General features: G+C 63.2%; 22 protein-coding genes. 3 read left to right on the top strand and 19 right to left on the bottom strand.

All coding sequences use genetic code 11. From position 1 onward, the window contains the following. The first annotated feature begins 41 nt into the window (after positions 1-41). Positions 42-1,517 carry a 4-hydroxy-3-polyprenylbenzoate decarboxylase gene (ubiD, locus tag BI343_RS07955; RefSeq protein WP_071109297.1) on the top strand — a complete coding sequence of 492 codons (1,476 nt, stop codon included), beginning with the start codon at positions 42-44 and terminating at the stop codon, positions 1,515-1,517. Between the two features lie 57 nt (positions 1,518-1,574). On the opposite strand, the gene BI343_RS07950 is transcribed toward ubiD, so the two are convergent. Next, positions 1,575-2,144, bottom strand: a complete 570-nt coding sequence (locus tag BI343_RS07950; protein WP_052246720.1) for a HutD/Ves family protein — start codon at positions 2,142-2,144, stop codon at positions 1,575-1,577. A gap of 114 nt (positions 2,145-2,258) precedes the next feature. Between BI343_RS07950 and BI343_RS07945 the strand changes: the two genes are divergently transcribed. After that, positions 2,259-2,618, top strand: a complete 360-nt coding sequence (locus BI343_RS07945; RefSeq protein WP_071109296.1) for a 50S ribosome-binding protein YggL — start codon at positions 2,259-2,261, stop codon at positions 2,616-2,618. 248 nt (positions 2,619-2,866) lie between these two features. On the opposite strand, the gene BI343_RS07940 is transcribed toward BI343_RS07945, so the two are convergent. The 5 genes from BI343_RS07940 to BI343_RS07920 form a co-directional block, all read right to left on the bottom strand. Further along, positions 2,867-3,466 (bottom strand): YdcF family protein, encoded by a 600-nt coding sequence (locus tag BI343_RS07940; protein WP_043624158.1) that lies wholly within the window; start codon positions 3,464-3,466, stop codon positions 2,867-2,869. Positions 3,467-3,540: 74 nt separating this feature from the next. Then, positions 3,541-3,780 carry a DUF2164 family protein gene (locus BI343_RS07935; RefSeq protein WP_052246721.1) on the bottom strand — a complete coding sequence of 80 codons (240 nt, stop codon included), beginning with the start codon at positions 3,778-3,780 and terminating at the stop codon, positions 3,541-3,543. Positions 3,781-3,840: 60 nt separating this feature from the next. Beyond that, entirely contained in the window at positions 3,841-4,200 is a 360-nt protein-coding gene (locus tag BI343_RS07930) for a hypothetical protein (protein ID WP_071109295.1), read from the bottom strand. A 142-nt stretch (positions 4,201-4,342) separates the two neighbouring features. Further along, positions 4,343-5,746: an aspartate ammonia-lyase gene (gene aspA / locus BI343_RS07925; RefSeq protein WP_043624164.1), complete on the bottom strand. Its 1,404-nt coding sequence runs from the start codon at positions 5,744-5,746 to the stop codon at positions 4,343-4,345. Positions 5,747-5,905: 159 nt separating this feature from the next. Continuing rightward, complete coding sequence (locus BI343_RS07920; RefSeq protein WP_071109294.1) at positions 5,906-6,814, bottom strand: LysR substrate-binding domain-containing protein; 909 nt, start codon at positions 6,812-6,814, stop codon at positions 5,906-5,908. Positions 6,815-6,978: 164 nt separating this feature from the next. Here BI343_RS07920 and BI343_RS07915 point away from each other — a divergent pair, with 164 nt between their 5' ends. Next, entirely contained in the window at positions 6,979-7,518 is a 540-nt protein-coding gene (locus BI343_RS07915; RefSeq protein ID WP_071109293.1) for a hypothetical protein, read from the top strand. A gap of 32 nt (positions 7,519-7,550) precedes the next feature. Here BI343_RS07915 and BI343_RS07910 read toward each other — a convergent pair whose 3' ends face one another. The 13 genes from BI343_RS07910 to BI343_RS07850 form a co-directional block, all read right to left on the bottom strand. After that, positions 7,551-9,431, bottom strand: a complete 1,881-nt coding sequence (locus tag BI343_RS07910) for a polysaccharide biosynthesis protein (RefSeq protein ID WP_071109312.1) — start codon at positions 9,429-9,431, stop codon at positions 7,551-7,553. Between the two features lie 2 nt (positions 9,432-9,433). After that, on the bottom strand, positions 9,434-9,901 hold the full coding sequence (locus BI343_RS07905) for a GNAT family N-acetyltransferase (protein WP_071109292.1): 468 nt from the start codon (positions 9,899-9,901) through the stop codon (positions 9,434-9,436). Further along, positions 9,898-10,566 (bottom strand): sugar transferase, encoded by a 669-nt coding sequence (locus BI343_RS07900; protein WP_083340864.1) that lies wholly within the window; start codon positions 10,564-10,566, stop codon positions 9,898-9,900. The genes BI343_RS07905 and BI343_RS07900 overlap by 4 nt, the downstream gene beginning before the upstream one ends. Next, entirely contained in the window at positions 10,563-11,726 is a 1,164-nt protein-coding gene (locus tag BI343_RS07895; RefSeq protein WP_071109291.1) for a DegT/DnrJ/EryC1/StrS family aminotransferase, read from the bottom strand. The genes BI343_RS07900 and BI343_RS07895 overlap by 4 nt, the downstream gene beginning before the upstream one ends. A gap of 188 nt (positions 11,727-11,914) precedes the next feature. Continuing rightward, positions 11,915-13,144: a glycosyltransferase family 4 protein gene (locus tag BI343_RS07890; protein WP_071109290.1), complete on the bottom strand. Its 1,230-nt coding sequence runs from the start codon at positions 13,142-13,144 to the stop codon at positions 11,915-11,917. 127 nt (positions 13,145-13,271) lie between these two features. After that, positions 13,272-14,366, bottom strand: a complete 1,095-nt coding sequence (locus BI343_RS07885; RefSeq protein ID WP_071109289.1) for a glycosyltransferase family 4 protein — start codon at positions 14,364-14,366, stop codon at positions 13,272-13,274. Between the two features lie 360 nt (positions 14,367-14,726). Further along, positions 14,727-15,797 carry a glycosyltransferase family 4 protein gene (locus BI343_RS07880; protein WP_071109288.1) on the bottom strand — a complete coding sequence of 357 codons (1,071 nt, stop codon included), beginning with the start codon at positions 15,795-15,797 and terminating at the stop codon, positions 14,727-14,729. After that, the gene (locus BI343_RS07875; RefSeq protein ID WP_071109287.1) at positions 15,790-16,371 is read right to left on the bottom strand and encodes an acyltransferase; all 582 of its coding nucleotides are present in this window, start codon (positions 16,369-16,371) and stop codon (positions 15,790-15,792) included. The genes BI343_RS07880 and BI343_RS07875 overlap by 8 nt, the downstream gene beginning before the upstream one ends. Further along, positions 16,368-17,639: a lipopolysaccharide biosynthesis protein gene (locus tag BI343_RS07870; RefSeq protein WP_071109286.1), complete on the bottom strand. Its 1,272-nt coding sequence runs from the start codon at positions 17,637-17,639 to the stop codon at positions 16,368-16,370. The genes BI343_RS07875 and BI343_RS07870 overlap by 4 nt, the downstream gene beginning before the upstream one ends. Positions 17,640-17,644: 5 nt before the next feature. Then, positions 17,645-18,742 carry a DegT/DnrJ/EryC1/StrS family aminotransferase gene (locus BI343_RS07865; RefSeq protein WP_071109285.1) on the bottom strand — a complete coding sequence of 366 codons (1,098 nt, stop codon included), beginning with the start codon at positions 18,740-18,742 and terminating at the stop codon, positions 17,645-17,647. 128 nt (positions 18,743-18,870) lie between these two features. Beyond that, entirely contained in the window at positions 18,871-19,437 is a 567-nt protein-coding gene (locus BI343_RS07860; RefSeq protein WP_071109310.1) for an acyltransferase, read from the bottom strand. Between the two features lie 50 nt (positions 19,438-19,487). After that, complete coding sequence (locus BI343_RS07855; RefSeq protein ID WP_071109309.1) at positions 19,488-19,850, bottom strand: GxxExxY protein; 363 nt, start codon at positions 19,848-19,850, stop codon at positions 19,488-19,490. Positions 19,851-19,890: 40 nt separating this feature from the next. Next, positions 19,891-20,955 carry a Gfo/Idh/MocA family protein gene (locus tag BI343_RS07850; RefSeq protein WP_071109284.1) on the bottom strand — a complete coding sequence of 355 codons (1,065 nt, stop codon included), beginning with the start codon at positions 20,953-20,955 and terminating at the stop codon, positions 19,891-19,893. Between the last annotated feature and the right edge of the window lie 85 nt (positions 20,956-21,040).

The raw sequence follows: 21,040 nt of genomic DNA, 5'->3' as shown, positions 1-21,040 counted from the left end.
AGCGCCCCTACTCCAACTTTGCGCCAGATCATGAAACAGTCATGAAATATGCCGATCTGCGGGAATTCACCGCACAACTCCAGCAACAACAACAGCTCAAGCGCATCCAGACGCCGGTGTCCACCTATCTGGAAATGACCGAAATCGGCGACCGCGTACTGAAGGCAGGCGGCCCGGCGCTGCTATTCGAACAGCCGGTCAAGGACGGCCGCCGCTACGGCTTCCCGGTGCTGGCCAATCTATTCGGCACGCCGGAGCGCGTGGCCATGGGCATGGGCGCGTCCGACACCATGCAGCTGCGGGAAATCGGCAAAACGCTGGCCTACCTGAAGGAGCCGGAGCCGCCCAAGGGCCTGAAAGACGCCTGGGACAAGCTGCCGCTATTGAAGCAGGTGCTGTCGATGGCGCCGAAAGAAGTGAAAAAGGCGCCGTGCCAGGAAATCGTCTGGGAAGGCGAAGCCGTCGATCTGGAAAAACTGCCGATCCAGCACTGCTGGCCCGGCGACGTCGCGCCGCTGATCACCTGGGGCCTGACCGTCACCCGCGGGCCGAATAAGAAGCGGCAGAACCTTGGCATCTACCGCCAGCAGGTGATAGGCAAGAACCGCGTCATCATGCGCTGGCTGGCGCACCGCGGCGGCGCGCTGGATTACCGCGAGTTCCGCCAGCAAAACCCGGATGCGCCCTATCCGGTGGCGGTGGTGCTGGGCTGCGACCCGGCGACGATACTCGGGGCGGTGACGCCGGTGCCGGACACGCTGTCGGAATACCAGTTCGCCGGCCTCTTGCGCGGCAGCCGCACCGAGCTGGCCAAGTGCATAGGGTCGGACCTACAAGTGCCGGCGCGGGCGGAAATCGTGCTGGAAGGCCATATTCACCCCAATGACATGGCGCTGGAAGGCCCGTATGGCGACCACACCGGCTACTACAACGAGCAGGACAGCTTCCCGGTGCTGACCATAGACCGCATCACGATGCGAGAAAATGCGATCTATCACAGCACCTACACCGGCAAGCCGCCGGACGAGCCCGCCATCCTGGGCGTGGCGCTGAACGAGGTGTTCGTGCCGATTCTGCACAAGCAGTTTCCGGAAATCGTGGATTTCTACCTGCCGCCGGAAGGCTGCAGCTACCGCATGGCGGTGATCAGCATCAAGAAGCAATACCCCGGCCACGCCAAGCGGGTGATGATGGGTTGCTGGAGCTTCCTGCGCCAGTTCATGTACACCAAATTCATCGTGGTGGTGGACGACGACGTCAACACCCGCGACTGGAAGGAAGTGATCTGGGCGATCACCACGCGCATGGACCCGGTGCGCGACACCACGCTGATCGAGAACACACCCATCGACTATCTGGACTTCGCCAGCCCGATCTCCGGCCTGGGCGGCAAAATGGGGCTGGACGCCACCAACAAGCTGCCGGGAGAAACCCACCGCGAATGGGGCACGCCCATCGTGATGGACCCGGCCGTCAAGCAGCGTGTGGACGCGATCTGGAGCGAACTGGGGCTGTAAGGCCGCCCAGATGAAATCAAAGCCAGGCAGCCGTCTGGCTTTTTTCATGGCCCGCGCTCAAGCCGATAACCGTGTCACTCTGGCCAGCCAGGCCACTGCCGGACCATCGACTCGCAGCGTGATGGCTTCCCGCTCCAACAGCAGCAGGCAGCCGCCCGGCAGCGTCCGCCCCTCCGCTTGCCACTGGCCTTGCTGCAGATACAGCAGAACCAAGTCATCGGCAAAGAGCGTCCAGGTCTCGGCCATTTCCCATGCCATGCGCTTCAGATCGCCCTGTCCCCAATCGCGCGCCAGCATCAAATTGCAGTCGCGCAGCGGCCCGCCAAGCAGACGGCACGCCACGCCAAGCTCGCCTTCGAACGCCGCCACCTGACCCAGTTGGTCCAATGTCAGCGAGCGGCCATCGGCCAGATTCAGCGCCATGCCCTCGCCCTCCAGCAAACCCAGCTGCCGGTCTACGCCAGGGAAAAATGAAAATGGACCGCCTTGCGCCACGTCGGCGATGGAAAACCGCAAGGCGAACGCCTCGGGCCGCTGCGGATGCGGCAGGCGGAACAGCTGCAGCGTGCGGCCGCCGCCATTGGCCCACGGCATGGCTTGAAAATCGTCTATGGTGTAAATCTGCAATCTGGCCCCCTGCTGGTTGGGTCGCTGCTATGGCATGATCTGTCCGAACCATCTTAACCGGAAGGTTCGTCAAAACCTGTTATGATCGCCCGATTTGAAGAATAAGGATTTACCATGGCTTCTATCCGCAACGCCAATTCCGCCCAACGTCTGAAACGCCTGAACGCCCGCCAACGCAAGAAAATGCGCGTGGGCGAATTCCGCGAGCTGGGTTTCCATCTGGTGGCCGAACTGCACGAAGGCGTGGATGCCGACGCGCTGCTGGATGGCTGGCTGACCCGCGTGGATGAGGCCGGCATCAGCTTCGGCGGCCATTTCGACGGCAAGGGCAAGCTGGAAGGCGTAGCCTTCCCGGTGAGCGAGCGCAAGATCGACGATGCGCTGCGCGGCGAACTGACCCGCTGGCTGCAGGCTCGCGCCGAAGTGAAAACGCTGGAAGCCAGCGAACTGATCGATCTGTGGCACACCGCTTGAGCGGCATCCGCCGCCCGTGAAAAAGCCGGCTCATGCCGGTAATGCCGTTCACTTAAGGATTTTCGGGCGACTTTTCTGGCCTTGAGAGCACAGGAATCCACAAAAAAAGCACCGTTTCCCATGCACGGAGACGGTGCTTTTCTCTTAAGTGAACGGCATTAGGCTCATGCCGGCTTTTTTCTTGCCTCTGGGCTGGCATCCCAGCTTATCCACAGCCCAAGCCGGAATGCAAACTTATCCACAAACCATCAGGATAACTGGCGGAATACCCGATAACCCACATATAGCCAAGTCTCGCGCGCCAAGAAGCGCGACCAGCTGGACACAGTGCGGAAGCGGCTGGATTGCGTCGGCGCGGGATAGGCTCTCAGTCCCAGGTCGCTGGCCATCAGCACCGCGCGGCGCATGTGCAGCGGATCGCTGACCAGCAGATAGGAGCGGATGCCAAACTGGTGGCCCAGGTCTTTGGCATTGGACAGGTTCTGCCAGGTCGTGCGCGATTGATTCTCCACCAGCATGGCCGTCATCGGCACGCCCTGGCGCGCGGCGAACTCGCGGCCCACGTCCGCCTCGGCAGGATAACCCGGCTCCGGCGTGCCGCCGGTGAACACGATCCAGCGCACCTTGCCGCTCTGATACAACTTCACCGCGTGGTTGATCCGCTCGCGAAACACAGGGGACGGCTTATTGCCCCAGGCGGCGGCGCCCAGCACCAGCGCGGCGTCGGCGCCGGACGACTCTTCATCGTTGCCGTAATCGACGATGCTCCAGGCCACCCAGGCGAAGCCGAGCACCACCATCAGCACCGCCAGCAGGAAGCCTTTCATCATCAAGCGCAAATAAAGCATCGGCAATACAGGGGCAGGGGAAAGATGATCGATTGTAACCCCAATTGAACGGCATGGTCAGCGCGAACAGGCGCTTACTGCTCAAGTTCCCAAATGGCGGCCTGCAAACTTTCCATACGGGTGGCCAAAGCCGCCTGCGCGTCCTGCAGCGCCTTGTTGTAGATCTCGCGCCCTAATTCCGCCGCCAGGAAGTCGAGCAGGAAGCGCGCCTCGAAACCACCGACCTCCACGCCAAGCTGGTCAGCCATATAGCGCTGCAAGCGCGGCGCCAACTGCTGCAATTGCGATTCGCCCAATTGATAGGGGTTAGCCAAGGCATTCTCCGGTCAAATGGGGGATTATCCGACAGCAGCGGCCGACTGGCGAGGCGGGAGTCAGCCGCGCGCCAATTCCCGCCCCATATCCACCACCCCATCCTGGCAGGCCTGCTGACAACGCGACAGGCAATGCTGCCAAGCTAGATTGGCGTCTTCATGCGGCAGCAGATGCCCACAGGCCTGGCGCCATAATTCGAAACGCGCCGGGCAACTGTCGTAATACAGCGAGATGCCATCGGCGCAGCCGCGCCGCGAAATACGCGCCAGCTTGTCCGGCAGCGGCGCCGGGCTCAGGCACACCCGGGCCCCGTGAAACAGGCTGGAACGCCAGTATTGCTGCTGGCACTTGCCCTGCTCCAGCAGGCAGGACCAAAGCTTGAGCGGGAATTCCAGGCTCCACCATAGCAGATTGCGCATCTCCTACCTCCGTATTGTGCACTGCACAATAACCGTTATAAGGCCCTCTGCCACAGGACGCAAATTCGAGTGGGGTGTGACGCAAAAAAACCGGCGCACCAGGCGCCGGGAATCACGAGTCAAACAAAGGAGGAAACGGTTTTTACAGCGTCACCCAGCGCGGCTGGGTCAGCGTGTCGGGTTGCAGGATGTCGTCCAGCTGTTCGCGCGTCAGCAGGCCGTGCGCCAGCACCACGTCGGCCACGCTGCTGCCGTTGGCATGGGCCTCCGCGGCGACTCGGGTGGCGGCTTCGTAGCCGATCACCGGGTTCAGCGCCGTCACCAGGCCGATGGAGTTTTCCACGCTCTGGCGCAGACGCTCGCGGTTGGCGGTGATGCCCTTGACGCAGTGCTCGGTCAGCGTGTCGCAGGCGTTGGCCAGGTGGCCGGCGCTGCGGAACAGGCTGTAGGCAATCACCGGCTCGAAGGCGTTCAGCTGCAGCTGGCCGGCTTCGGCCGCCATGGTGATGGTCATGTCGTTGCCGATGACTTCATACGCCACCTGGCTCACCACTTCCGGAATCACCGGATTGACCTTGCCCGGCATGATGGACGAACCGGCCTGGCGCGCCGGCAGATTGATTTCGCCGAAGCCGGCGCGCGGGCCGGACGACAGCAGGCGCAGGTCGTTGCAGGTCTTGGACAGCTTGACGGCCACGCGCTTGAGCACGCCGGACAGCTGGACGAAGGCGCCGCAATCCTGGGTGGCTTCGATCAGGTTCGGCGCGGTGATCAGCTTGCAGCCCACCAGCTCCGACAGGTGCAGGCACACCAGCTTGGCGTAATCCGGGTGAGCGGTGATGCCGGTGCCGATGGCGGTGGCGCCAAGGTTGATCTCCAGCATCAGGGCGCTGGCTTCCTTCAGGCGCTGCTCGTCCTCGCCCAGCATCACGGCGTAGGTCTGGAATTCCTGGCCCAGGGTCATCGGCACCGCGTCCTGCAGCTGGGTGCGCCCCATCTTCAGGATATCCTTGAACTCCTCGGCCTTGTCTTCAAAAGCCTTGCGCAGCACTTCCATGCGCGACACCAGCTTCAGCACGCCCCAGAAGGCGGCCAGACGCAAGGCTGTCGGATACACGTCATTAGTGCTCTGGCACAGGTTGACGTGCTCATTTGGGTGCAGATATTGGTACTCGCCCTTGGCGTGGCCCAGCAGCTCCAGCGCGCGGTTGGCGATGACCTCGTTGGCGTTCATATTGGTGGAAGTGCCCGCCCCGCCCTGGATCACGTCGACGACGAACTGGTCGTGCAGCTTGCCGGCGCGGATCTCCTCGCAGGCATCGACGATGGCCTGGGCCAGCTTGGGCTCCAGTATGCCGAGATCGCGGTTGGCCTGGGCGGCAGCCTGCTTGATGCAGGCCAGCGCGCGGATCAGGTCGCCGTAGCTGCCTATGGTCTGGCCGGTGATCGGGAAATTCTCGATGGCGCGCAGGGTGTGCACGCCCCAATAGGCGGCGGCCGGCACATCGCGGTTGCCGAGCAGGTCATGTTCGATGCGGGTGGTCATCTGCGTTCTCCTCAGGGCGGCCGTCATGCGCGGCCTGGAATGCCTCGCACTGTATGCCCACACGACATAGTTGGCCAATTCCGAATGCAGATGAGGTCATGCAGGAAATGCATAACCTTGCCCAAGCCTGATCCAGCCAGGCCTAGCGCAAGTAGAGGCTCATACTGTCGGATAGCGCGCGCTGAGATAATCCCACAACGCCTCCTGTTCCGGCTTGGCGCGCCTACGGTCGCAATACAGCTGGACTTCCATTTCCACGCTCCATTCATCGCCGCCGGCCACCGTCAGCAGGCCGGCCGCGCACTCGGCGGCCACCGAGCTTTCCGGCAGGAAAGCCAGGCCATGGCCGGCCAAGGCCATCTGCTTCAGTCCCTCGGCCATATCGGTCTCGTAGCGCAAGGACAGGTGCGCCGGCTGCGGCCCGCTGACCAGCAGCAAATCGCTCATCAAACGGAAATAGGCGTTGCTGGCATAGCCCAGAAAAGGCAGCGGCGCGTCCGGCCGCCCCGGCAGGGCATACACGGGCGCGCCGTCCGCGGCGATGGAGTACGGCCGCAAGCGCTCCACGCCCAGCCGCAGCCCGCCATAGCGCGCGTCATGCAGCTCGACCGGCTGCTTGGGATGGTGGTAGCACATCAGGAAGTCGCTGCCGCCTTCGACAAAAGCCAGCACTGCGTCGTGCACGTTGCTGGCCTGCAGGCGGCAAGACAGCTGGCCGAAGCCGTCCTCGACCGCGGTCAGCCACTTGGGAAAATACGAGAACGACAGCGTGTGCGGCACCGCGAACTCCAGCGTGCCCTGCGGCAAGGGCTGCAAGCCGCGCAGCATGGTGCGGGTGGTATTCAGCTGAGCCAATAGCGGCACCGCCTGTTCGCGCAGCAGCTTGCCGGCGGCGGTGAGCTTGGTCGGATAGGTGGTGCGGTCGATCAGGTCCGCGCCCAGCCAGCTCTCCAGCGCGCGGATGCGCCGGGAGAAAGCCGGCTGCGTCAGATGGCGCAGTTCGGCGGAACGGGTGAAGCTGCCGGTATCGGCCAATACCAAAAAATCTTCCAGCCAGCGGGTTTCCATCGCTCAAGGTCCAGATTGCGGATGCCAGATGGTACACCGCCAGGGCACTTTGCGGCGCGCGCGCACTCTACCATGAGTCCCGCCGCCGCAATGTCACCAGCCATGCACCAAACGCAAACAACAATGCCATCAACATGGCAAAGGTCCGCATTTAGTTTACAGATATGAGCTCGCTTACCGTTCCCCGCCCTTCGCCGCTGCCACGACGGCCGCTGGCCATCGCCGCAAGCCTGCTGTTGCATGCGCTGGCGCTGTTCGCCTTGAAAGCCGCGCAACAGCCGCCAACTGCCGCGCCGCCGCCGCTGCGGGTCAGCATGGTGCCCATCACTTTGCCGCCGCCTGCCCCGCCATCAAGGAGCGCGGCGGCGAAGCCGGCCCCCGCCGCGCGATCGCCACGCCCGGCCCATGCCGCAGCCGTTGAAATGGCCGCCCGGCCGGCGCGGCAGGGAAAAGCCACCGCCAGCGCCGCACACGCGGAACCGCGCGTCACGATCGAGGGGCTGCGCCAGCAGATGCGGCAGCTGGAACCTGCAAACGCTAACGCCAAACCGCTGCGCGAAGATCCGGAAAAAGCCCGGCTGGCGCGCGATATCAATCGCGCCGAGCGCGCCGACTGCGCCAAGGCCTATGCCAACCTGGGCTTGCTCGCCGCCCCCATGCTGCTGAAAGACGCCTTCGATAAAGACAACGGCTGCAAGTGGTAGCTTGCAGCCGTTGATTTCAGGATAGGAAGCGATCAGCCCTGCAGCGTGACCCAGTCCTGCGTCGCCTCCGCGGCCTGGAATTCATGCACCGCCTCCTGCATCAGGGCGAAGGCCTGCCGGGCGTCCAGCCGCTGGCAAGCGTCTTGCAGACGCGCCAGCAAGGACGCCATTTCGGCTTCGGACAGATGGTATTCCTGGGCGCGCATGATGCGGGCGTGGTCGGTCGGCAACACGTTGTCGCCGATCAGCAATTCTTCGTACAGCTTCTCGCCCGGACGCAGGCCGGTGACGCGGATGGCGATATCGCCGTCCGGCTGGCTTTCGTCCTTCACCTCCAGGCCGGACAGGTGGATCATGCGCCGCGCCAAGTCGATGATCTTGACCGGCTCGCCCATGTCCAGCACGAACACGTCGCCGCCGTCGCCCATGGCGCCGGCCTGGATCACCAGCTGCGCCGCCTCGGGGATGGTCATGAAGTAGCGGGTGATGTCGGCGTGCGTCAGCGTGATCGGACCGCCGGCCTTGATCTGGCGGCGGAACAGCGGCACCACGGAGCCGGAGCTGCCCAGCACGTTGCCGAAGCGCACCATCACGAAGCGGGTGCGGCTGCCGCGGGCGTGGCGGGTCTGAAGCGTCAGCTCGGCCAGGCGCTTGGTGGCCCCCATCACATTGGTGGGACGCACCGCCTTATCCGTGGAGATCAGCACGAAGGTATCGACGCCGCAGTCCTCCGCCGCGCGGGCGGTGGTGTCGGTGCCGAAGGCGTTGTTGACGATGCCGGCGATGGGATTGTGCTCCACCATCGGCACGTGCTTGTAAGCCGCGGCGTGATACACCGTCTCCACCTTGAAGGCCCGCATCACTTGGGTCAGCCGATCATAATCCGTCACCGAACCCAAGATAGGCGTGCGCGGAATCCTGGGCGCGATCTGCGCCAGCTCCTGATCGATGCTGTACAGAGCGAACTCGGACAGCTCGAACAACACGATGCGCGACGGGCGGTTCTTGACGATCTGCCGCGCCAGCTCCGACCCGATGGAGCCGCCTGCGCCGGTCACCATCACCACCTTGTCGCGGATGTTGCGCGCCAGCAGCTCGGCCTTGGGCGGCACCGGATCGCGGCCCAGCAGGTCCTCGATCTCGACTTCCTTCAACTCCTCCACCCGCGCCTCGCCCGAGACCAGATCGGCCATGCCGGGCAGCCGCTTGATCGGCACGCGCAGTTTTTCCAGCGATTCCAGAATCTCGCGCTGTCGGCCGCGGCCGACAGAGGGCATAGCCAGCAGAATGCACTTGGCCTGGGTGTCCTTGACCAGCGCCGGCAGCTCGTCCGGCGCGTGCACCGCCACGCCGCGGTAAGTGCGGCGATGCAAGTCCGGGTTGTCGTCGACAAAGGCCATGGGCCGGTATTCTCGCCCGGCCTGCAAGGCCAGCATCAGCTGCAGACCGGCCTGGCCCGCGCCGTAGATGATGACCGGATCGCGCGGGGCCTCGGTGGCGTCGATGCGCCGCACCAGGCCGCGCAGCAGGAAGCGGCTGCCGCCGATATAAGCCATGGCGAACACCCAGAAGATGATCACTGAGGTGCGCGGCATGGCCCAGATGTGGAACATCTGGATCACGCCCTGCAGCACCAGTACGGACAAAGTCACGCCGCTGAACACGGTGTAGATGATCTTGTCGTCCAGATAGCGCAGCACGGCCCGATACAGGCCGAGCTTGATGAAGATGGGAATCGCCCACAAGGGCGGCACGATGAAAACCCACAAATGCGCGTTGAGCTTAGGGTCCCAATAGCCGCCCAGGCGCAGGAACACGGCGCTCCACAGCGCCAGCGGCAACAACAGCGCGTCCATCAGCGCCAGCATCGCCATCTTGTTGTGGCGGGAGAAGGCAAGCAGTTTTTCAAACATGGTCATTCTTTCGTATCCGGCAACCATTGGTACAACGCATCCGGACAACGTTCCTCGTTATCTTGGCCATCGCTCAGGCGCAACAGCGTGAAACCATGCGCCTCATAGAAACGACGCGCCCCGGCATTGGCCTGAAACACGAACAAGCGGCAGGCCTGTTTCGACCGCGACAATACCTGCCCCAGCAGGACGCGGCCTATGCCGCTTCCCTGCTGGCCAGGCGCGACATACAGCTGGTCCAGCCAGAGCATGCCGTCTTGCATGGAGCAGGCGGCAAAGCCTGCGATCTGGCCATTGCGCTCGGCCAGCCAGACCTGGCTGGTTTGCAACAACGCATCGGCAAACCAGCTGCGCACCGACGCCTCATCATGCGCCAGCGGCGCATAAGGCATTTCCCGGCGACCGGCCAAGTAGATGGCGGCCAGCGCATCCGCGTCGGCAAGCCGGCCCTCGCGGATAGACAGCGTCATCGGGTCACGATCTTCATCAGGGTGGCGACAATGATGCGGACATCCTCGAACAAGCTGTGCGTCTCGGCATAGCGCACGTAGTAACCGAGCTTTTCCGGCAACACCTGTTCGATATAGGCGCGTTCCGGATCGTCGGCGCGGCCCAGTATCTCGTTTTCATCGATCATGCGGATCGACGCCCAATCGGTGATGCCCGGACGCACCGACAGCACGATGCCCTTCACATCCTCCGGATAGTGCGCCACGTATTTGGGCACCTCCGGACGCGGGCCGACCAGGCTCATGTCGCCGAACAGCACGTCGATCAATTGCGGCAGCTCGTCCAGCTTGGTCTTGCGCAGGATGCGGCCGGCTCCGGTGACGCGGCTATCCGCGCCCACGGTCAGCTGGCCGTGGCGTTCGGTATCCACCTGCATGGTGCGGAATTTGTGGATGCGGAACAGCATTCCGCCGCGCCCCACCCTCACTTGGCGGAAGAACACCGGCCCCGGCGAATCCAGCTTCACCCACAAGGCGACAGCCAGCAGGGGCAGCGCCAGCAACGCCAGGCCCAGGCCGGAAGCCGCGATGTCGAACAGCCGCTTGATCAGCCGCGAGCCGTGGCGGCGCGGCCGGCAGCAAGGCGGCAACAGCTCGCCGCCCTCTTTTCCCAGCCGCTGGCTCATGCGCCCAGAATCTCGCGCACGGCGGCGATGACGCGGGTTTGGTCATCGTCCGTCATCTTGGTGTACAGCGGCAGCGTCACTTCGGCCTCGAACGCCGCGTCCGCCACCGGGAACTGCTCGCGCGTCAGCTGGTAGCCGTCGCGCCATACCGGCTGGCGGTGCAGCGGTATGAAGTGCACCGAGCAGCCTATGCCCTTCTCCGCCATCTTGGCGATGAAGTCGTCGCGCGAAATGCCGGCTTCCGGCTTGAGGCGCACCGGGTACAGGTGCCAGGCGTGGTTACTGCCCTCGTCCTTGGCGCGCGCCGGCAGGATCAGCGGCAGATCGGCCAGCTCGCGGTCGAAGCGCTGGGCCATGACTTCGCGCTTTTCATAGAAGCCGCGGATTTTCTTCAGCTGGTGAATGCCCATCGCCGCGGCGGTGTCCGGCATATTGTACTTGTAGCCCGGCGCCACCACCTCGTAGAACCAAGCTGGGGTCTTGGACACGTAGCGGTCGAAGGCATCGCGGCTGATGCCGTGCAGGCGCATCACTTTGCAGCGGGCGATGATGTCCTTGTGCTTGGACACCACCATGCCGCCTTCGCCGGTGGTCATGGTCTTGTTGGCGTAGAAGCTGAATACCGTCACGTCCGAATCCAGCGTGCCGACCAGTTTGCCCTTGTAGTAGGTGGGCATGGCGTGGGCGGCGTCTTCCACCACTTTCAAGCCATGCTCGCGGGCGATGGCGATGATTTCGTCCATGTCGCAGGCCAGGCCGGCGAAGTGCACCGGCACGATGGCGCGGGTCTTATCGGTGATCGCGGCGCGGATCGCGTCCGGGCGGATGTTGAAGGTGGCGGCATCCACGTCCACGCACACCGGGTGCGCGCCCAGGTAGCGCACCACCTCGGCAGTGGCGGTGAAGGTGTAGGAAGGCACGATCACTTCGTCGCCTTCCTTGATGCCGATCGCCTCCAGCGCCAGGTGCAGTCCGGCGGTGGCGGAGTTGACCGCGATCGCTTCGACGCCGTCACCCAGGAAGGCGGCGAAATCGGCTTCGAACTGCTTGGTCTTGGGGCCGGTGGTGACCCAGCCGGAACGCAGCGCGTCGACCACTTCGTTGATCTCTTCCTCGCCGATATCCGGCAAGGCGAACGGCAGGAACTTTGTTTCGCTCATTGTTTTCTCTTTCGTCTTTGCGCGGCCGCAACCGACCGCCGTCCATGTCCATCGCCGCGCGCCTCGCGCGCGGCCTGCAAAATCTTGCGTATGGCGGAAGCCCCAAAGGGGTGTTCCGCCATTCCATTTATCTCTTGCAACGGCAGAGGCGGAACGCCCGCGCAGCGGGCTTCCGCCCTACGCCAAAATCACAGTTTCACCGCCGCCAGAAAGCGTCGCGCCAGCACCGCGTAATCGTGGTTGGCCAGCACATAGGCCTTGCCCGCCGCGCCCATCGCCTCGCGCTCGGCCAGCGGCAGCACCGCCATGCGCTTGACCGCGTCTGCGATCACGGCCGGATCTTCCACGCCGATGCTGATGCCGGCGCCGGCATCGCGCACCATGTCATTGCCGGCTTCCACCGAGTGGATCACCGGTTTGCCCGCCATCATGTAGTCGAACAGCTTGTTCGGGTTGATGCCGAAGCGGTAGATAGGCAGCTTGCGCCAGCCTATATACAGCGCGTCGCACTCGGCCAGGAAGGCCGGCACGCTGCGCTTGCCGATGGACGGCAGGAACAGCACATTGTTCAGCTTCAGCTCGGCGGCGCGGGCCACCAAGGCTGGTTTGTCCGGGCCGTCGCCCACCAGAGCGAAAGTCACCGGCGCGTCCTGCATCAGCGCCGCCGCTTCCAGCAGATAATCCAGCGCATTGGCCAGGCCATGGCCGCCGGCGTAGCCGACGACGAAGCGGCCATGGGCCTTCAGTTCGGCCAGCCGCATGCGGTGCTCGGCCGGCAAGGCCTGGGCTTCGCCCTGCCATTCGGCCACGTCCACGCCGTTGGGAATCACCACGTATTTTTCCGGCGCCATGCCATGCGCCATCATGTAGTCCTTGGCGCAAGGCAGCATGGACACTACGGTGTCCGCGCGCTTGTAGCCGAAGTCCTCGGCCCATTGCAGCAGGCGGATGAAGGGGTGCTTCGGCGACATGCCACCCACTTCCACCGGCGTCAGCGGCCACAAGTCATGCACCTCGTACACCAGCCGCGCGCCGGTCTTGCCGGCAATCCACGCCGCCGGGATGGTGTCCAGCGGATAGGTGGACGAGGCGATCACCACGTCCGGCTTCCATTGCTTCAGATAGCGGCCGGACAGGCCCATCACCTTGCCGAGGAAGCTGAAAATGTTCAGCACCCGGCCCACGCCGTTGCCCTCGTAAGGACGCGTCTTGCACCAGGTGTAGCGGATGCCGTCGATGTCCTCGTCGCGGTACTTGCCGTCCACCTGGGGATGGGTCTGGCGCAGGTGCGACACGTCGGCCGCCAGCATGTTCACTTCATGCCCGGCTTTCACCCACTCCCGCGCCAGGTAGTAGGGGCGGAATTCCATGCCGTGGCGCGGGCTGCCGGCGTAGTGATTGATATACAGTATTTTCATCTTGTAATTAGCCACGGAACAACAGGGACAAAACTCAAGTCCGGCTTGAACTGCAGCTGTCCAGACTTCAACAGCGATGCTTCCGTGTCTTTCCGTGTGCTTCCGTGGCTAAATCATCCTTTAGTTTTTACAAGGACGCATACAGCGCCACCAGCTTCTCGGCTTCCGCCGCCCAGCTGTATTTGCTCAGCACCGCCCGCTTACCGGACTCGCCCAGCTGGCGCATGCGTTCTTCGTCGCCCAGCAGTTCGTTGATGGCGGCGGCGATGGCGGCGGCGTCCTGCGGATCGACCAGCACGCCGCAGCCGGCGTCGGCTACGATCTCGCGCCACACCGGGAAGTCGCTGGCGATCACCGGCATGCCGGCGGCCATGTACTCGAACAATTTGATCGGCAGCGCATCCACGTAATTGGGCGTCGGAAACAGCGTCACCAGGCCGATCTTGCTCTTGGCCAATACCTCGGCCACGCCTTTGCGGTCCAGCACGCCCAGGTCGTTGACGCGCGCCCAGCCCGGCTCAGCCTGCACCTTGGCGCGGAGATCGCTCTCGCTCCATGGGCCGGCCAGATTGAGCCGGGTAGACGTGTCGGGCAAGGCGGCGACAATCGGCTCGATGCCGCGGATGCGGCTGATGCCGCCGATATAGCACACCTCGTTGCGGCGGCTCTCCCACGGCGTGTCGCGCACCAGCTCTTCCAGGATCGGGAAGTTGCACACGTCCAGCGCCTTGGCGCCCAGCTTTTCGAAGCGCTTGCGGATATGCGGGGTGGAGGTGACGATGGCGTCGAAGCGGCGCGCCGCCCAGTCTTCCAGCGTCTCGAAGCCGCCGGACACCAGCGGGCGCACCGCGCCCGGTATCCAGTGCTTGGCCAGGATCTGCCGCGGCACATCCTCGTGCACATCGTACACCACCTTGATGCCGGCCTGCTTCAGGCGCACGCCAGCGGGAATCAGCTCCGGATCGTGAAAGTGGACTACGTCCGGCCGCAGTCTCAGCGCCGCCTGGTAGACGCGCTTGACGGTGCCGGTCATCCGCGAGAAACGGCCGCCGGTCTTGGGGCCGACATCGTGGATGCGCACGCCGTTGCGGATTTCCTCGCCCTGGCCGTCGGCGACGATCAGCGTCACCTCATGGCCGGCCGCCGCCAGCGAACTGCACTCTTTGACGAAGATGCGGATGTCGTGACGCGGGTGGGCGGAGGTCAGATGGGCGATTTTCATTGCAGTTTCAAACCTTTATTTGTTGCTTGGGTAGGGGCTATTGACGCTTGGTGGGCGGTCGCGCCGGGATGCGTTTTGCACCGAATCGAGGCGTTTCGCGCGCTGCATTTCATTCTCTACCAGCGCGGAACAACGCAGAGTCGGCGCGAAAACGCCCGGCCCTGCGGGTTTGGCGAAGCTCAAACGCGATCCACTCACCAAACGTCAACAGCCCCTAGCCCAAACAAACCAAACCCTTTGAGCCACGAAGCCCACGAACCATACGAAAGCGCGCCAAACATTCGATTGAACCTGCGTCAATTCGGGTTCTGGATGCTGGCTAGTGGTTTCGTGTCCTTTCGTGTTTTTCGTGGCGATAAATTAAACCAGCTCTCGATACAATGCGGCGAAGCCGGCCATATTGGCCCGATGCAGCGCCTTGGCCGCCACCAGGCCGCGATTGGTCGCCGCCAGGCTTTGCAAGGCGTCGTCGTCGGTGGCCTTGTCCATGGCGCGGATCAGTTCCGGCCCCAGCCTGCCCACGTCCTCGGCGATGGCGCCGTTGAGGCCGTCTATCACCCATTCGCCGTTGGCCGGCAGATTGGACAACAGCGGCAGGCAGCCATGGCCCATCGCTTCCAGCAGGCTGATGCTGGTGGCGTCGGAGCGCGGCACGCTGACGAAAACGCGCGAGTCGGCGTAAAGCCGGCCCAGCGTCGCGCTATCGACAAAGCCCGTGAATTCCACGCGCTTGAGGCCCAGCGCCGCCGCCAGTTGTTTCAGACCATCCGTTTCGCTGCCGCTGGCGGCGACCACCAGACTCCAGTCCCCGAAGCGGCCGCTGCTTTCCACCTCGGCCCAGCCCTTGAGGATGGCGTCTATGCGGTACAGCGGCTTGTGCAGCCGGCAGGACAGCACCTGTTTCTTTTTGGCGTCGATGACGGGCGCGGGCGGCAAGGCGTCGATGCCGTAATTGAGCAGCGATATCCGGCAATCGCCGGCCAGTTCGCGGATTTTCGCCGCCATGTACAGCGAGTCCGAAGTGATGGCCGCCGCGGCTTGCAGATTGCCGCGCACCATGGCCCGCATCAGCCGGTTCTGGTTCGGCAGCAGCAGCACATCGGACCCCCAGGCCGTCAGCAACATCGGAATGCTCGAGCCTCGCAGCGCGCGGCGCGCGTGCCAGGCCACGCTGTTGGCCTGGTGGACATGAACCACATCGGGCTTCACCTCGGCGATCCAGGCCTTGAGCCGCCCCGCGGAAGACCAGGCCTTCAGGCTGAAGTCCACGCGCAGCTCGCCCTTCAGATTGGCCGGCCGCTTGTCGGCGGGAACCTCTCCGTTGCAGGCCAGGTACAACTCGCCCACATGCGGCGCGATGCCGGACAGGAAGCGCCAAGTGTGAATCGAGGCCGAACCCACCACCAGCAGGCGGGCGATGCGATCAGTCATGGGCCCAAGCCTCGTACAGCGGATGCAAGTCTGGATGCTGCGCCAGCCATTCGGCGTCGGTATCGCGGGTATCGCCGACCACCCGCGCCGGATTGCCGGCCAGGATGGCGAAGTCGGGATAGTCTCCGGCCTGCACGAAGCTATAGGCCGACACGATGCTGCCCTTGCCCAAGATAACGCCCGGCATCAACACCGAATGCGGGCCGATGAAGCTGTATTTGCCGAGCTTGGTCGGCTTCTTCAGGTAACCCGCATGATTGCCGCGGTCCAAGTATTCGCGGCCGTACAGCCGGATCGCCACATGGCTGGAGTGCGTCAGCAGGGACACATAGTTGGTGATCTGACAGCCCTCGCCTATGTGCAGGCCGCCGGAGGAGTCGATCAGGTTGAAATGGCCGATATAGACGTTGTCCTCGACCATCAGCTTGTCGATATGTTCGATCCGCGTCATATTGGAGACGCGGGTACGCTTGAGAAACACGCCATCGCCGCGACGGAAGCCATACACCATGCGCGGCCGGATCCAGGCGGACAGCCGGAAACGGATGCGGCTGAAAAGTCCGTGCAAAGTCATCGCGCTGCCTTATAAAGCCAGATGAAATAAGCAATGAAATAGCCGGCCATCACCACCGAGACCAGCTGGAAAGTCGCCACCGCATCCTGCCAGATATGGAAGCCCAACCATAACGATCCCAGGAACAGCACGGCCTGCACCAGGGACAAGAAAAACGCGAAACGTTGCCGATTGATCACCGGCGGCACCATGCCCAGCGGCGAGGCGACGAAATGAAACAGAATGAACAGCGACATGGCCTCGGCGTAGCGTCCGGCCTCGCTCCAGTTGGCGCCGAACACCAGCGAGAACAAAGGCTCGCCGAAAATCTGGATCACCAGGAAGGGGAACATCGCCATGCCGAACAGGGTCAGCATCATCTTGCGCAGGATGGGCCGCAAAGGTTGGCCCAGATTGCGCGCCTCGGCCAGCTCCTTGTACGCGACCTGCGCCACCGCCTGGCCGATGAAGGCCGCCGGCAGTTTCAGCACGCGCATCATCAAGCCATACATGCCGACAGCGGAGGTGCCAGCCAGCACGGTCAACACCACCAGGGTGGCCGAATCCAGCAAAGCCGTGCTCAAGGCATGCGGCGCATTGATCTTGGGAAACTCGATATAGGCAAGCGCGGCGCTGCGCATGTCCTGGCGATTGACGTCGCGGCGCCAGGCGAACTTGGCCTTGAGGTCAGCCCAAGCCTGCGCCAGCAGCGAACCCAGCTGGCCGGCCAACTGGCCCAGAATCAGGCCGCCTGCGCCGGCGCCCAGCCAACCAGCCAGCACTTGGGTGCCGGCCATGCCGAACGATTGCGCCATGCGGCCATTGGCATTGGCCTGGTAGCGCCGGTGGCGGTTGTTCCAGTTGGTCCACGCCTGCATCAGCCCGGCCAGCAGCACCGACAACGGCAGCAAGGCCAGCCACGACTCCAGCGCCGGCGCGCCCAGATGGGAGGCGATATGCGAATGCCCGCCCAGCAACACCACCAGCGCGATCAGCAGCGACAAGGCGCCTGCGCACAGAATGGACAAACCCATCAGATTGCAGGCTCGCTTGTCGTCGGCCGGCAATACGATGGCCATTTCGTAACGCGCGGTGGCCAATACCGCCAGCGTAGACATCCACGATACATACACCGTTTGGATGCCCACCTCGTGCGGATCATACAACCGGGTGATCAGCGGCGATACCAGCAAGGGCACGATCTGGGCCACCGCCGCGCCAGTCACCAGGGTGACGACGTGGCGGACAAAGCCGGTTTTGGGCACACGCAGCGACGACAAGGTCAACATGCTCCTCAGCCCAGCGCCTTCTTCACCGCGACCACGATAGCGTCTTGCGCCTCTTCCGTCAGGAAGGGGTGCATCGGCAGGCTCATCACGCGCTTGCCGGCGGCTTCGGCGTGCGGGAAGCTGCCTTCGCCCAAGCCCAGGTGGGCGAAGGCCGGTTGCAGGTGCAGCGGAATCGGGTAGTGCACAGCGGTCGGCACGCCCAGCTCCTTGAGCTTGGCCTGAACCTCGTCGCGATGATCGACCTCGATGGTGTACTGCGCGTAGACGTGGGTATTGCCCGGCTGGATCACCGGCACGCGGGCCACATCCTGCAGCAGCGCGCTGTAGCGGGCGCCGATGCGCTCGCGGGCGGCCACCTCGTCCGGGAAGCTCGGCAGCTTGGCCAGCAGCACCGCGGCCTGGATGGTATCCAGGCGGCCGTTCAGGCCGATGATTGGGTGATGGTAGCGGCGGTCCTGGCCATGGACGCGGATTTCGCGAATCTTCTTGGCCAGGGCGTCGTCGCTGGTGAATACCGCGCCGCCGTCGCCATAGCAACCCAGCGGCTTGCTGGGAAAGAAGCTGGTGCAGCCGATGGTGGAGAGGTTGCCGGACTTCTTGCCGTGCTGGCTGGCGCCGAAGCTTTGCGCGCCGTCCTCGATCACCGGGATGCCGTGCTTGGCGGCGATGGCGTTGATGGCATCAAAGTCCGCGGCCTGGCCATACAGGCTGACCGGCATAATGGCGCGGGTACGCGGCGTGATCGCCGCTTCCAGCAGGTTCGGGTCCAGGTTGTAGCTGACCGGATCGATGTCGACGAATACCGGCTTGGCGCCCAATAGGGCGATCATCTCGCCAGTGGCGATGAAGGTGAACGGGGTGGTGATCACTTCGTCGCCGGGGCCGATGCCCAATGCCATCATCGAGATCAGCAGCGCCTTGGTGCCGTCGCACACGCCGATGGCGTGCTTGGCGCCGGTATAGGCGGCCAATTGCTCCTCCAATTCCTTCACCTCCGGCCCCATGATGTACTGGCCATGGTCCAGCACTGCGTGGATGCGGGCGTCGATGTCGGCTTTCAGATGCTGGTATTGCGCTTTCAGATCAATGAACTGGATGGACATGTTTCAAGCTTCCATTTGCCACGAAATCCACTAAAAGCACGAAAATAAGCGCGGAACTTCCAAATTGCGCACCTGCGCGTCCGATCTACTATTTTTTGTGTCGTTTCGTGGGGTTCGTGGCTAAAAAATCAAACCGGCGTGCAATGATTGCCGCCGACCTCGTAATGAATGCCGCAAGTCGGACACGGGTGGGTGCCGATATCGTTGGACAGCCGCTCGCCGCAGGCGCACATCCAGCCGATGCGCTTGGCGGGCGCGCCCACCATCAGCGCGTAGGCCGGCACGTCGCGCGTCACTACCGCGCCCGCGCCGATGAAGGCGTACTCGCCGACGGTATGGCCGCAGACTATGGTGGCGTTGGCGCCGATCGACGCGCCTTTTTTCACCACAGTGCGGCGGTACTCGTTCTTGCGATTGACGTGGCTGCGCGGATTGTTAACGTTGGTGAACACCATGGACGGGCCGCAGAACACGTCATCCTCCAGCGTCACCGCGTCGTAGATCGACACGTTGTTCTGCACCTTGACGTTGTCGCCGATCAGCACGTCGTTGCCGACGAACACGTTCTGCCCAAACGAGCAGCCCTTGCCGATCTTGGCACCGCCGCAGATATGCACCCAGTGCCAGACGCGGGTGCCTTCGCCGATGGTCGCGCCTTCATCGACGATGGCGCTGGGATGGATGGTGTAGTTCATTTCTAAAAACCCTTCATTGGCCACGAAAACCACAAAAAACACGAACGAAACTACAAAACTACACGAATGATTTCCGCTTTCGGGTATGCAAAATTCACCAGCAATCCAACCCGGATTCCGGTCGCCTTCAGGTAATTAAGCACCTGCGCCCGGTGAACATCGCCAACTTTGGATTGCGCTTTCAACTCCAATAAAACGCGGTCCTCCACAATCAGATCGGCACAATACTCGCCAACCTCTTCGCCTTTGTAGCAGATCGTCAAAGGACATTGCGCCTGGACGGCCAAACCTTGCTTTTTCAACTCGTAGAACAAGGCCCGCTCGTATACCTTTTCCAGAAATCCATGCCCCAACTCACGGTAAACCTCAAACACACAACCTTGTATCCGATAACAAAGTTCCTGTTCGAGCATGCTTTCGTGTTCTTTCGTGGTTTTCGTGGCCAAACGATAATCAGTAATCCAGCGGCAGGCTGACGCGGCGGCCGTCGCGGGCGGACAGATACATCGCGATCAGCAGCTCCAGCGACTTCAAGCCCTCGCGGCCGTCGGTTTCCGGCGTGGCTTCGCCGCGCATGGTCTTGATCACGTTGTCGTAGTACAGCGGGTGGCCGAAGCCATACACGCTGGTCGTCGCGTAGCTGGCGTTCTTGATCTCGTCGTCCATGGCATGCGGCTCGGCGAATTCCCAGTGCTGGATTTCATTGACGGCCACGCCGCCGACGCGCACCGAACCCTTTTCGCCCAGGATGGTGATGCTGCCTTCCAGATTCTTCGGGTAGGTCAGCATGGTGACGTTCATGCTGCCCAGCGCGCCTGAGCGCCACTTGACGCTGACGGTGCCGGTGTCTTCCACCTCGATATTGCGCGCCAAGGTGGCGGTGTAGGCCTGCACGCTCTCCACCGGGCCGATCAGCCAATCCAGCAGGTCGACATAGTGGCTGGCCTGGTTCATGAAGGCGCCGCCGTCGAACTCCCAGGTGCCGCGCCAGCCGGCCGCGTCGTAATACTCTTGCGGACGAGTCCAGAACACATTGACGTTGACCATATAGATGCGGCCGAAGCGCTTTTCCGTCATCGCGCGCTTCAACAACTGCAGCGTGTCGTTGCGGCGGTTCTGCTTGACCACGAACAGGTATTTCTTCGCCTTGTCCGCCGCCTTGACCATTTCCAGGCCGTCCTCCCAGCGGGTGGCCATCGGCTTCTCGGTCATCACATGGAAGCCCGCCTCGGAACACTCGATGCTCTGCGTCGGATGCAGGCCGGACGGCGTGGTCAGGATGACGATGTCGGCGTTGGTTTTGGCCAGCATATCAGTCAGGCTGGCATGGCCGCGGGCGCCGGTGCGCTCGACGGCGGCTTTCAGCGCGGCCGGATCGATATCGCAAACATCCACCAACTCGGCGCGGTCAGCATGCTTTTCCAGCGCGCCGAAATGGTTGTTGGCGATGCGGCCGCAGCCCACCAGGGCGAAGCGGATCTTGCGGTCGGTGATCGGGGGAAGGTGCAGGGTTTGCATATTACGCGATACCTTTATGCGCCACGAAGCCCACTACAAAACACAAAAACCGCCCCGCTTCCGGGTTTGCTTTCGTGGATTTCGT

Source organism: Chromobacterium amazonense (genome assembly GCF_001855565.1).
Classification (GTDB): Bacteria; Pseudomonadota; Gammaproteobacteria; order Burkholderiales; family Chromobacteriaceae; genus Chromobacterium; species Chromobacterium amazonense.
Note: the sequence above shows the minus strand (reverse complement) of the source record. Positions and strands in the feature narration are given on the sequence as shown.